We start from the raw sequence: 13,142 nt of genomic DNA, 5'->3' as shown, positions 1-13,142 counted from the left end.
TCTTGATGAAATATAATGCGCCGCAACTTGATAATAAAAAGGTGTTTTGATGACTTCCAATCCGCAAAAACCGTCCTTCAAAACGGATAGAAGCCGTCTCTTTAAAGACCGCTTTGCCCAATTTGGCATTACCTCGGGTGGGGTGATGGTATTGGTTGCTTTGCTTCTGATCTTCTTTTATTTACTTTATGTCGTACAGCCGATATTTGAATCGGCAAGTGTGACTAAACGCACGGAATTAGCTCTTCAAAGTAATAAAACGTATTACGGATTAGGCATGGAAGAGCAAACTGAAATTGCTTACTTACTTGATAGTGCAGGGCAAGTTGATTTTTATCAAATCAAAGGCGATAAGTCTGGTGAACAGCTGAGCTCTCTAACTGTTGAGTTAGACGGGCAAGTTAACAGCTTTGCACAGAGCGCACCTTTTTTAGGTATATATGCCTATGGCTTAGATAATGGTCAAGTCCAGTTAGTTAAACCGAGTTTTCTGATCTCATTCCCCGGTAATGAGCGTGTGATGAAGCCGCGCTTGAGTTATCCGCTAGATGGCGTTCAGCTGGTCGTTGATGAGCAAGGTCAAGCTATCAAGCAATTTGCTTTCAGTCATTATGAAGATAAAACCGCCGTGATCGCGCAAACTGAAGATAAGCGCGTTATCTTTGCCTCGTTTAGTGCAGAGGAGAATATGTTCTCTGGCGAAATAGAGTGGGCGGTTGAGCGCAGCTTATTGCCGATTGAAGGGCGTATTGATGAAATGTTGATATCGCCAGACACCACCCGTGTATTAATTCGCTCGGCAAACCAGATTTACGTATTTGATACGCGTTTTGCCGATGAGGTAGAGCAGATTCAGTTGCTTGCAGCGAACGAAGAAAACGCCAATCTGGTTAATATGAGCTTATTGGCTGGTGCCAACTCATTGATGATCAGTAATGACAATGGTGAAGTATCGCAGTGGTTTGAAGTCAATACGGATGACGGGCGTCAGTTTGCCAAGATCCGCGCATTTGAAAGTATCGCAGGTGCACAAGTCGATATCTTCAGTGAGTTTTATCGCCGTACTTTCTTTACCACGACCAATACTGGTGAGTTAGGGCTTTATTATACAACAAGTGAAGCGCACCTTTGGCAAGGTAAAGTCACTGATGGGGCGATTGAGCATTTCGCAGTATCACCTCGTTCCAATGCAGCGTTGTTGTTATCTGACAAGACTTTGAGCGTAGTTGAGCTTCACAATGAGCACCCAGAAGTAACTTGGTCCGCACTGTGGCAAGAAGTGTGGTACGAAGGTTACCCTGAGCCTGCATATACTTGGCAGTCAACCTCAGCAAGTGATGACTTTGAGTCTAAATTCTCCTTGGTGCCAATCTCATTTGGTACGATCAAAGCGGCTATGTATGCGATGTTATTTGCAGTACCAATTGCGCTGTCAGCAGCCATTTATACCGCTTATTTCATGTCGCCGGAGCTGCGTCGAGTGGTCAAGCCTACAGTAGAGATCATGGAAGCTTTACCAACCGTGATCTTGGGTTTCTTAGCTGGCCTTTGGTTAGCGCCATTGATTGAAGCGCATTTACCGGCCATCGTTGCATTGTTGATATTGTTGCCGATTTCTATCCTTGCGACGGCATTTGGCTGGACTAAATTGCCGAAGAAAATCCGTCACTTACTGCCAGATGGCTGGCATTCAATATTACTTATCCCTGTTGTGCTTTTCATCGGTTGGTTGTCTTTTGCAATCAGTGACAGCATTGAAGTTTGGATGTTTGGCGGCAATGTTCGTCAGTATCTAACCAATGAATTAGGCCTCACGTTCGACCAACGTAACTCTTTGGTTGTGGGTATTGCGATGGGTTTTGCGGTGATTCCAACTATTTTCTCTATTGCTGAAGACGCAGTATTCAGTGTGCCAAAGCATTTATCAAACGGTTCCTTGGCATTGGGCGCAACACAGTGGCAGACATTGGTTCGCGTGGTTCTATTGACAGCGAGCCCTGGTATTTTCTCAGCAGTCATGATGGGTTTAGGTCGTGCCGTGGGTGAGACCATGATTGTACTGATGGCAACGGGTAATACGCCAATTATGGATTGGAGTATCTTCCAAGGTATGCGTACGCTTGCCGCAAACATTGCTGTGGAAATGCCGGAGTCAGAAGTGGGTAGTTCTCACTACCGAATTCTATTCTTAGCCGCTTTTGTACTGTTTATTTTTACATTTATCTTTAACACGGTTGCTGAATTTGTTCGCCAGCAGTTACGTGATAAATACAGCTCGATGTAATGGAGTAATGACATGGTAAGACAATGGTTTAAGTCAGGATCTCCGTGGATCTGGATGACAGGTGGTGCAGTCAGCATCAGTTTAATCTCGGTGATTGGCCTATTGGCAATGATCGCGTGGAAAGGGTTGAGCTTCTTTTGGCCAACAGAAGTTGTGCAGTTTGAGCTTGAAGGTTCTGTTGCGAAGCAAACAGTTATCGGTGAAATCTACGACCGTGAAATGGTGCCTAAAGAGCGCTTAGTCGCTGCTGGGTATGATTTATCGGATTATAAAGACGAGTATGTAGAGCGTCTTCTAGTTAAAACCGGTAACCGTGAATTTGTTGAGCTAGATTTTCGTTGGATTTTAACAACGGATATTCAAAGTCAATCAGTGCCTGAAGAGATGGCGGTTTTTGAACGTAGTAAAAACGGTAACTTTTATGGTTATGTCGTTCGCGTCATCGAAGATGGTCAGGTGGTCTCGCAAAACCCAGTTGCGCGTTTAGCAGAGTTAGTCGAGCGCGCCGTAGATTTAAATGAAGAAGCATTAGATCTTCAAAATGGCGATATTGGCCATATTAACTATGAGCTTGAAAGATTGCGCCTAAAGGAGCGTGGTTATCAGCTTGATAATGAATTAACAGCAGAAATTAAAGCGGACCTAGAAGCGCAGCGTGCACAGCTTCGTGAAGACTACAAAGTGTTTGAAATGCGTTTGTTTGAACTGCGTGGTGATGCAAAGCGTGACTATGTCGTCGTACGTGATATGCGCGGCGAAGAAGTGACTTTACCACTTTATCAAGTTCTGGATGTGTGGTTCCCAAACAATATGGGCTTCTTTGCTAAAGTTGGTCATTACTTCTCACAAACGGGTAAATTCATCAGTGATGACCCACGTGAAGCGAATACCGAGGGCGGTGTCTTCCCAGCGATCTTCGGTACTGTTTTCATGGTGATGTTGATGGCAGTGATTGTTACGCCATTTGGTGTGGTAGCAGCAATTTACTTACACGAGTATGCAGCGAAAAACGCCGTGACTAAAATGATCCGTATTGCCGTGATTAACTTGGCAGGTGTCCCCTCTATTGTTTACGGTGTATTTGGCTTAGGTTTCTTTGTATATATGCTTGGTGGCTCTCTTGACCAATTGTTTTACCCAGAAGCTGCGCCAAGTCCAGTATTTGGTACGCCAGGGGTAATTTGGTCAGCGCTGACACTGGCTATTTTGACATTACCTGTTGTAATTGTGTCAACTGAGGAAGGTTTGTCACGTATTCCAAGTTCAGTTCGTCATGGTTCATTAGCACTGGGAGCAACAAAAGCGGAGACGCTATGGCGTATTATCGTGCCAATGGCCAGTCCAGCTATCATGACCGGTTTAATTTTAGCAGTTGCGCGCGCAGCGGGTGAGGTTGCACCTCTGATGTTAGTGGGCGTGGTAAAAATGGCACCAACCTTACCACTTGACGGCAACTTCCCTTATATTCACTTAGATCGTAAGTTTATGCACTTAGGTTTCCATATCTATGATGTTGGTTTCCAAAGTCCAAATGTTGAGGCGGCACGCCCATTGGTCTATGCAACAGCCTTCTTACTTGTTACGGTGATCATTGCGCTAAATATTACAGCAATTGGTATTCGTAACCACTTACGCGAAAAATTCAGAGCTCTAGAGCACTAATAGTACAGATTTGAAATAGGTATCCTTTTATGATTACAGTAGCGCCACAAGTAAATAACGCAGATGCTAATACGAAATTAGATCTTGCCAACTTGAGCCCAGAGCAAACCGCTTTAGAGATCAAAGACCTTGACCTTTACTATGGTGATAAGCAAGCTCTGAGTAAAATCAACATGTTGATCCCAAAGGGTCAAGTAACCGCGTTTATCGGCCCATCAGGTTGTGGTAAGTCAACGTTATTGCGTTGTATCAACCGTATGAATGACTTAGTCGATACATGTCGCATTGAAGGTGAAATTAACCTTCAAGGGCAAAATATCTATGATAAAAGCGTTGATGTTGCAGCACTGCGACGCAACGTGGGTATGGTATTCCAAAGACCAAACCCTTTCCCTAAGTCTATTTATGAAAATGTCGTTTACGGCCTTCGCCTGCAAGGTATTAAAGACAAGCGTAAACTTGATGAAGTTGTAGAGCGTTCATTGCGCGGTGCGGCACTTTGGGATGAAGTGAAAGATCGTTTACATGACAGTGCATTTGGTCTTTCTGGTGGTCAGCAGCAGCGTCTTGTGATTGCGCGCTCTATCGCTATTGAGCCTGAAGTATTACTACTGGACGAGCCAACCTCGGCACTAGACCCGATTTCAACACTGGTTATCGAAGAACTCATCAATGATTTAAAAGATAAGTATACTGTTGTTATTGTTACGCATAACATGCAACAAGCTGCACGTGTATCTGATCAAACTGCTTTCATGTATATGGGCGAGCTCATTGAGTATTCAGATACCAATACACTATTTACAACACCAACGAAGAAGAAGACCGAAGACTACATCACAGGTCGTTACGGTTAATTTATGACAGTGTGGTTGCCCACATACTGGGCAACTTGTTGGAGTTGTTATCAAAGGTAGGGTTTTAGATGGAACATAATATTAATAAGCATATCTCTGGCCGCTTTAATGAAGAGCTAGAAAACGTAAGAAATCATGTATTAAGTATGGGCGGACTGGTTGAGCAGCAACTTAACCTTGCACTGGATGCCGTTAGCACTAGTAATGCGGACAAAGCGCGTAAAGTGAGTGAGAATGACTATCAAGTTAATGCAATGGAAGTGAACATTGATGAAGAGTGTACGCGTATTATTGCTAAAAGACAGCCAGCAGCCAGTGACTTAAGATTAGTTGTCGCCATTGCTAAAACGATTGCGGACTTGGAGCGTATTGGTGACGAAGCGGAACGTATCGCCAAAGTTGCACTTGATTCATTCACCAAAGATCAGCAGCACCTGCTGGTAAATGTAGAAAACATGGGTCGCCTAGTATCTAAAATGTTGCATGATGTGCTGGACTCTTTTGCTCGAATGGATGCACAGCGTGCATTTGAAGTGCATAAAGAAGATGCCAAAGTAGATAGAGAATATGAAGCGCTTACCCGCCAAATTATGACTTATATGATGGAAGACCCGCGTTCTATCCCAAAAATTATGGACTTGGTTTGGTCGGTACGTTCACTTGAGCGTATTGGCGATCGCTGTCAAAACATCGCTGAATATGTCATTTATTTTGTCAACGGTAAAGATATTCGCCATACCTCTCAAGAAGATATCGAAAAGACTTTATAGGTTTACAAGGGATTAGTCGGAATAAATTGGACGATTAATCCCAAGTTCACGATAAAAATCGTTCACAATTTCGGTTAATGCTGTAAACTTGGCCTTTGCACATGCATATAATTATGATTTAAGGGTCAGTTATGCCTAGTAATGCGTTTTTAGGAGTCTTTGCAAAATCTCCTATAAAGCCGATTGAAGAGCACATCAAGATAGTGCATCAAGCCAGTGAAAGCTTGATCCCGTTCTTTGAACATGTCTTCAAAGGGGAGTGGACTGAAGCGGATGCACTTCGCGTTAATATTCGTAACCTAGAACGTGAAGCAGATTCGCTTAAGCGAGAAGTACGTCTTCAGCTGCCTCGCGGCCTATTTATGCCAGTTGAACGGACTGATTTACTGGAACTTATTACCCATCAAGATAAAATTGCCAATAAAGCCAAAGACATCGCTGGTCGAGTCGTTGGTCGTGAAATGGTGATCCCCGAATCGATTCAAAAAGAGTTTGTTGCATACCTATCTCGTTGTGTAGATGCAACCAAACAAGCCTCTAAAGCGATTAACGAGCTGGATGAGCTGTTAGAAACAGGCTTCAGAGGCCGTGAAGTTGTATTAGTCGAGAAAATGTTGAGTGAGCTTGATGCCATTGAACAAGATACCGATGACATGCAAATTAGAATTCGCCAAGAACTTCGTCAAGTTGAAGCTGATCTTAACCCGGTAGATGTGATGTTTTTATACAAGATCATCGAGTGGGTAGGGGAATTAGCCGATATCGCGGAGCGTGTTGGTGCTCGCCTCGAGGTAATGTTAGCACGCTGATTTATCAGCGATAGTTTATAAAGAAGTACACCGTTGTTACTCTCAAAGCCTAGACTAGAGAGCGGCGGTGTTGTGTTTGTTTAATAACTATTTATATGTGTTCTCATAATCAAGAGTGTGACGAGATAAGCGTATAAATACATAATCAGTGTTTAAAAAACACTAAAGGTTTTTCAATGGATATCATTGCTTCTCATGGCTCGATGTTAGTACTCATCGCAGCGGCAGTTGGTTTCTTTATGGCTTATGGTATTGGTGCAAACGATGTTGCAAACGCCATGGGTACTTCAGTGGGGTCAAAAGCCCTTACAATCAAGCAGGCAATCATCATTGCGATGATTTTTGAATTTGCTGGTGCCTACCTAGCAGGTGGTGAAGTAACGTCGACGATCCGTAAAGGGATCATAGATGCAGCCCCGTTTGCTGACATCCCTGAACTAATGGTGTTAGGTATGATCTCGGCACTATTCGCTGCAGGTACTTGGCTGTTATTAGCGTCAGCACTGGGCTGGCCGGTATCAACGACGCATTCAATCATTGGTGCAATCATCGGTTTTGCTTTAGTTGCCGTAGGCAGTGAAGCTATCCAGTGGGGCAAAGTAGCTGGTATCGTAGGTAGCTGGGTTGTAACGCCTGCAATCTCAGGCTTCATTGCTTACCTTATCTTTATGAGTGCGCAAAAGCTGATCTTCGATACAGACAAACCGCTTACTAATGCAAAGCGTTTTGTGCCTTTCTACATGGGTCTAGCTGGCTTCGTAATGTCTTTGGTTACGATCAAAAAGGGTTTAAAGCACATCGGTATTAACCTAGGTACTGTTGAAGGCTATGCGCTTGCGATTGGTATTGCAGTATTGATTGGTCTAATTGGTAAAGTGTTTATTGCACGTATGAAGATGGATCCAAATGCAGATAAGCAGATGCAGTTCAATAATGTTGAGAAAGTATTTGCTGTATTAATGGTTCTAACAGCGTGTTGTATGGCTTTTGCACACGGTTCAAACGATGTAGCAAACGCGATTGGCCCACTAGCAGCGGTTGTAAATATTGTAGAAAACAACGGTGAAATGGCGAAAAAAGCTGAGCTTGCTTGGTGGATCTTACCACTAGGTGGTTTAGGCATCGTAGTTGGTCTTGCTGTATTAGGTAAAAAAGTAATTAAAACCATTGGTGAAGGTATTACTCACCTGACACCAAGTCGTGGCTTTGCAGCTGAACTTGCAGCGGCATCGACGGTTGTTATCGCTTCAGGTACTGGTTTGCCGATTTCGACGACACAAACATTGGTAGGTGCCGTTTTAGGTGTTGGTATGGCACGCGGAATCGCAGCACTTAATATGGGTGTGATCAGAAACATTGTGGTTTCTTGGGTTATCACATTGCCAGTCGGTGCAGCCCTTGCTATTGTTATATTCTATATTTTGAGAAGCGCGTTCGGCGTTTAACAAAAAAACAGACTTTTAGCTTGAAAAGATCTCAGCGCCATTGGTGTTGGGGTCTTTTTATTTATGGGTATACCAGTGAATAACTTACCAAGTATAAAACAATTACAATATCTGATTGCTGTGCATCAGCAGCAGCACTTCGGTCGTGCTGCAGAGGCATGTTTTGTCGGTCAATCTACACTCAGTAGTGCGATTCAAAACCTGGAAGAAACGCTTGGCTGTCAATTGATTGAGCGTGAAAATCGTAGCTTGATGTTTACGGACGTGGGTGAAGAAGTTGTTGCGCGAGCGAAGAAAATCATTGATGATTCAATTAGCGTTGTTGAGTTAACTAAAAGTTTTAAAAATCCATTGTCTGGCAAGCTTGTATTGGGGTTAATCCCGACGATTGCTAGCTTTATTGCTGCGCCTTTGTACCAGTATTGCCAAGAGGTTTTCCCAAATCTTCAACTCGTATTGGTAGAGGACACCAGTGATAGGCTACTAGATAAGTTGGAGCACGGTCAAATTGATATGGGCATATTAGCTCTGCCGTACAGAACCGATAAATTCCATACGCAGATTTTGACTAAGGACCATTTCTCTTTGGTCCATCACCAAGACTATGCGATCCCTGAAGTGCTAGAGGATTTTAATTTGCTGCCTAAAGACAGTGTGTTCTTACTAGAGCGTGAGCACTGTATGACAGGACACGCATTGAGCGCGTGCAATCTGACTCGCAGTGAGTGTATTAACCCATTTGAGGCTGCGAATTTGCATACGTTATTGAGCATGGTTGAATACCAAAATGGCGTGACTTTTCTACCTCAAATGGCGCTCAACGCCGGCATTTTAGAGGGGAAGCCTATGGTAACGCTATCGCCTCAAGCGGATGCATATCGTGAGATAGGTCTTTTGTGGCGCAAGACTACAGGCAGAATTCGTGATTTTAGATTATTCAGTAATGAAGTGGGTGAGTTTATTAAAAAGCAGTGCCAATAGCACTGCTTTTGAATAGCATGAAATCATTGCTTAAGTCGAACTGAGCTTGCTCTGTGACATAATATTGGGTAAAAATAATAAGTATACCCATACAACTAGGTTAAAATACGGCACGAATCCTAATACCGTGAATAGCTTAGTTGGATACCCTTTTTGTTTGGCGCAGCGGTAACATTGTAGTGTGATCAAACAATGCACCAGTGATAGAAACAGAATAAACTGAAACATACTTATCTCCCCGAATTCCATTACGAGATGTGCTCAAATCCATTGCATGTCTTCTACTTATATGTATATAAGTTAAAAAAGAAGACATTCATTGCGAGCTTTTATTATAGTTGAGTTTTTAATCGACTGCAGCGACTTTTTTCCCCGTTTTGATTAGCATGCTGTTTTTAGGGATAAAATAGTTTCTAATTGATGCTTAAGTTGCTCGATAGGGAGTGGCTTTGAAATGAAGTAACCTTGACCATAGTCGACCCCAATTTTGTTTAACTCATCAAAAATTTCTTTAGTTTCAACATATTCTGCAACTGAGCACTTATCTAGCGAATGACTAATATCATTTACAGCTTTGACTAAAGCGAGATCAATGGGGTCGTTTAACATGTCACGCACGAATGAACCATCTATTTTGACGTGCTGTGCTGGCAGTTGTTTTAAGTAACTGAAGGTACTGAAACCGGTACCAAAATCATCAATTGAAAAGTGACATCCGAGTTGGTTAAGTTGCTTGATCATTGACTGAGTTGCACTGAGGTTATTGATACTCGCAGACTCAGTGATCTCGAAAATAATGCAGTGTGCAGGCACCTGAAAGTCGCGCAGGCAAGCCTGTATATGTGGCATGAGTCGTTCATCGAGAAACGATTGCGCAGAGAGGTTGACTGACAGCTGATGTAGTTCAGGGTAATTGGCAACCGCGCGAATACTCTCTCTAATCACAGACTGATCCATTAAAAATGTATCATTGAGTAGCTCAAGTGCGGGTATAAATTGATTTGGATAAACCAAATTACCATCAATCTCAAGGCGAAGTAGTGCCTCGAAATACGCGATCTGATTGTTTTTAAAATCCCAGATAGGCTGATAGTGAAGTTCAAACTGATTGTTTTTAAGTGCCTCTCGAACACTATGTCCCCACTCTAAGCCTGTTTGTAGGGTACTATTTTTAGCATCTTCTTTGGTATAGCAGTGAACCAGATTTCGCCCAAGATTTTTCGCGATATAAAGAGCGATGTCAGATTGCTTTAGGCATTCGCTTGGATCGCAATTGCTTGGTGAAATTAAAGTTAAACCAATTGAGCAACTGATTGTGTAGCTGGCTTCTTCAGAGTGAAATTGGTGACTTTCAATGGCGCTACAAATACCCTCTGCGATCATATGGGCATCAAGTAAGCGGGTATTTTTGAGCAGAATCGCAAACTCATCGCCGCCTATACGGAAAATAAGATGCTCTTGGGCAATATGAGCGCGAAATAGTTGAGCCACCTCTTGGAGCACAATATCACCTTGCTGGTGGCCTTTACTGTCATTAATGATCTTAAAGTGGTCTAAATCAATGTAGATTAATGCATGTTCTGTATTGAGATTTTGCGCGGCCTCTTTGCAGAAATGGTTCAGCTGTTGGTCAAAGTAATAACGGTTATGAAGGCCTGTGAGCGTATCGTGTAATGCTAAGTGGCGTAACTGTAATTCAGCTTCCTTTCGTTCATGTATGTTATCAATTGTTGCCGTGATCGATGCGCTATTTGTCTGATTTTTAATGAGTTGAAAACGACACTCTACCCAAATTGCAGCGCCTGATTGGTGTGTTAATTGTAATTCGACGTTGGATGCGTGTGGACCGTTGAGTACATCTGTTATGGCCGTATTTAAAGCAAGAAGATGATCTGGGTGCACATATTCTCTCAGCTTTGTGGCCAAAGTCGATTTAAGTTTGTGCCCAGTGAGGTGCTCCCAAGCCGGATTAATAAAGCGTATGCAGCCAGTGGCGTCTAATTCAAGCACAACGGTATTTAGATGTAAAAGAATGCGTTGGTGCGCAGAGAAGAGTTCTTTATAGCTTTGCTCTCTGCGACTGAGTTGTTCTACTTTATTGGCAAACTCAGCATAGCTCACCATAAAGTCTTCACGTCTTGCGGCATGATCACAGACTTTGCTTAACAAAGATAAATTATAGGGGGCCCTAATAAAATCAGTTACGCCTAGCAGCAGCAGTTGCTCTGCATAATCGGCATTTCGACTATCTATGATAGTTACGATTGCTTGGCTAGGCTTATGTTGGAGAATATTGGCCACCAGCTCTTTGGTGCTTTCTGCCCGGGTAGATGTTGCATCGAGTAACACAATGGAGTAATCGTTTTGTAAAAACTCGGAGAGTGCAGCATTTTCGGTTGATACCGTATTACAGCTAAAACTTAAAGCAAGATGATCGCTGATACTCGCAGCTTTTTTACTATTAGGTTCTAACAGAAGTAAATTCAGTCTGCTGCTTTTTTCGAGATGAGTCGACAGAACATTGGCCAGAACTTGCGGCAGTACGTCATGCCTTTCTAAAGGCAGCACGGCATCGATGCTGTAACTTCTAGCCGTGGTCTCAGCTATGCGTTCACAATAGGTAGGTGGGATCAGAACAATAGGTGTGTTTTTTGGGGTCTTGAGTAGCCCTGAACGGATCATACGCGAGAACCGCCAGCCATCAATTTTACCTACGTTCAGTCCACTGATGACCAGATCAACAGCTTGCTTTTTTAATAGCTGTAGAGCGGCTTGTGTGTCGCTTTGCTCTATTATTTGAAATACATTGAGCTTTTGTAACGTTCTTATTACGGTTTGACGCTCACCATGTTCGGCATTGACAAGTAGTAGAGTAAGCTGTTTAGCCATGGCGTTACGACCCCAAACCCATGTTTTAAGTTTTTAAATGTTGCCCATTAATACTTATTTGCATGTTTTATATTGCTTTTTTAGCAACATAAAAAGCGGACACCGGATATCTTGAAAAGAACTAATACATGCAAAACAGTCAGTAGAGTAAAGCTATTTATCACAACTGACAAGAGGTGAAAAAGTATGAATAGATCATGCTTGTTGCTTGATTTCATCATCTCGCAGCACTAGACTTGCCGCCTAATTGCACGATATGAGGTTTTATATGCGCGTTGCTGACTTTAACTTTGAACTTCCTGATGAATTAATTGCCCGTCACCCTAAGGCGGAGCGTACCAGTAGTCGCCTGCTAGCACTTAATGGAAATAACGGCGAATTAGAACATAAGATCTTTAAAGATATTATTGATCTGTTTGAGCCTGAAGACTTAATTATTTTCAATAATACCAAGGTGATCCCTGCTCGTATGTTTGGGCAAAAGTCCACAGGTGGCAAGGTAGAAGTTTTGGTTGAGCGCATTGTAGATGAACATCGAGTACTTGCGCATGTTCGTTCAAGTAAATCGCCCAAGCCAGGCGCAGAGTTGATTTTAGAAGGCAAAGCGCATGCAACTATGGTTGCACGCCATGGTGAGCTTTTTGAATTAGAGTTTAAAGGCGAGCACTCAGTACTGACAATTCTAGATGAAATTGGCCACATGCCATTACCGCCTTATATCGACCGTCCAGATGAAGAAGGTGACAAAGAGCGCTATCAGACCGTGTATGGAGAAAAGCCAGGCGCGGTTGCTGCTCCAACAGCGGGTTTGCACTTTGACGATAACTTAATGGCGCAGCTTAAAGACAAAGGTGTTGAAATGGCCTTTGTGACCTTGCATGTTGGTGCCGGTACTTTCCAGCCTGTCCGTGTTGATGACGTCAATGATCACCACATGCACTCTGAATATATTGAAGTACCTGATGAAGTTGTGGATGCCGTGGCTAAGTGTAAAAGCCGTGGTGGCCGTGTTATCGCCGTTGGTACAACGTCGGTACGTTCTTTAGAGTCGGCAGCAAAGGTACACGGTGGAGAGTTAAAGACTTTCTATGGCGACACGGACATTTTTATTTATCCTGGCTACCAGTTCAATGTGGTCGATGTGATGATCACTAACTTTCACCTGCCAGAATCGACCTTGATTATGCTGGTGAGTGCCTTTTCAGGGCAAGAGCATATCATGAATGCGTATCATGAGGCGATTGCACAAAAATATCGCTTCTTTAGTTATGGCGATGCTATGTTTTTGACTAAAAAACAGTAATATAGAATTTACAAACCGGCCAAGTGCCGGTTTTTTTATATTTACAACCAACGCTTTTTGATTTGTGACTTTATTTATCCCTTTTTAGCCCCAATATTAGAATTGCTCGGGCTTTATTGGTAGAATCTGACAGTTTACATGG

General features: G+C 42.9%; 10 protein-coding genes. 8 read left to right on the top strand and 2 right to left on the bottom strand.

Going from position 1 to position 13,142, the window contains the following annotated elements; genetic code table 11:
* The first annotated feature begins 49 nt into the window (after positions 1-49).
* The 7 genes from N477_RS22605 to N477_RS22575 all read left to right on the top strand — a co-directional run bounded on the left by N477_RS22605 (position 50) and on the right by N477_RS22575 (position 8,808).
* Positions 50-2,284: an ABC transporter permease subunit gene (locus N477_RS22605; protein ID WP_063361502.1), complete on the top strand. Its 2,235-nt coding sequence runs from the start codon at positions 50-52 to the stop codon at positions 2,282-2,284.
* 12 nt (positions 2,285-2,296) lie between these two features.
* On the top strand, positions 2,297-3,946 hold the full coding sequence (gene pstA / locus N477_RS22600; RefSeq protein WP_063361503.1) for a phosphate ABC transporter permease PstA: 1,650 nt from the start codon (positions 2,297-2,299) through the stop codon (positions 3,944-3,946).
* A gap of 29 nt (positions 3,947-3,975) precedes the next feature.
* Positions 3,976-4,803 (top strand): phosphate ABC transporter ATP-binding protein PstB, encoded by an 828-nt coding sequence (gene pstB, locus N477_RS22595; RefSeq protein WP_039608306.1) that lies wholly within the window; start codon positions 3,976-3,978, stop codon positions 4,801-4,803.
* Between the two features lie 68 nt (positions 4,804-4,871).
* Positions 4,872-5,573 carry a phosphate signaling complex protein PhoU gene (phoU, locus tag N477_RS22590; protein ID WP_063361504.1) on the top strand — a complete coding sequence of 234 codons (702 nt, stop codon included), beginning with the start codon at positions 4,872-4,874 and terminating at the stop codon, positions 5,571-5,573.
* 131 nt (positions 5,574-5,704) lie between these two features.
* On the top strand, positions 5,705-6,382 hold the full coding sequence (locus tag N477_RS22585; RefSeq protein ID WP_063361505.1) for a TIGR00153 family protein: 678 nt from the start codon (positions 5,705-5,707) through the stop codon (positions 6,380-6,382).
* Between the two features lie 176 nt (positions 6,383-6,558).
* Complete coding sequence (locus N477_RS22580; protein WP_063361506.1) at positions 6,559-7,827, top strand: inorganic phosphate transporter; 1,269 nt, start codon at positions 6,559-6,561, stop codon at positions 7,825-7,827.
* A 75-nt stretch (positions 7,828-7,902) separates the two neighbouring features.
* Positions 7,903-8,808, top strand: a complete 906-nt coding sequence (locus tag N477_RS22575; RefSeq protein WP_063361546.1) for a hydrogen peroxide-inducible genes activator — start codon at positions 7,903-7,905, stop codon at positions 8,806-8,808.
* A gap of 30 nt (positions 8,809-8,838) precedes the next feature.
* Here N477_RS22575 and N477_RS26525 read toward each other — a convergent pair whose 3' ends face one another.
* Positions 8,839-9,036, bottom strand: a complete 198-nt coding sequence (locus tag N477_RS26525) for a hypothetical protein (protein WP_080928335.1) — start codon at positions 9,034-9,036, stop codon at positions 8,839-8,841.
* A gap of 153 nt (positions 9,037-9,189) precedes the next feature.
* The gene (locus tag N477_RS22570) at positions 9,190-11,697 is read right to left on the bottom strand and encodes an EAL domain-containing protein (protein WP_063361507.1); all 2,508 of its coding nucleotides are present in this window, start codon (positions 11,695-11,697) and stop codon (positions 9,190-9,192) included.
* A 268-nt stretch (positions 11,698-11,965) separates the two neighbouring features.
* On the opposite strand from N477_RS22570, the gene queA reads away from it, so the two are divergent.
* Positions 11,966-13,000, top strand: coding sequence for a tRNA preQ1(34) S-adenosylmethionine ribosyltransferase-isomerase QueA (queA, locus tag N477_RS22565; protein WP_063361508.1), 1,035 nt, complete (start codon positions 11,966-11,968; stop codon positions 12,998-13,000).
* Positions 13,001-13,142 lie beyond the last annotated feature (142 nt).

It is taken from the genome of Pseudoalteromonas luteoviolacea H33-S (assembly GCF_001625695.1).
GTDB lineage: Bacteria > Pseudomonadota > Gammaproteobacteria > Enterobacterales > Alteromonadaceae > Pseudoalteromonas > Pseudoalteromonas luteoviolacea_B.
This window is presented reverse-complemented; position numbering and strand designations above follow the sequence as displayed.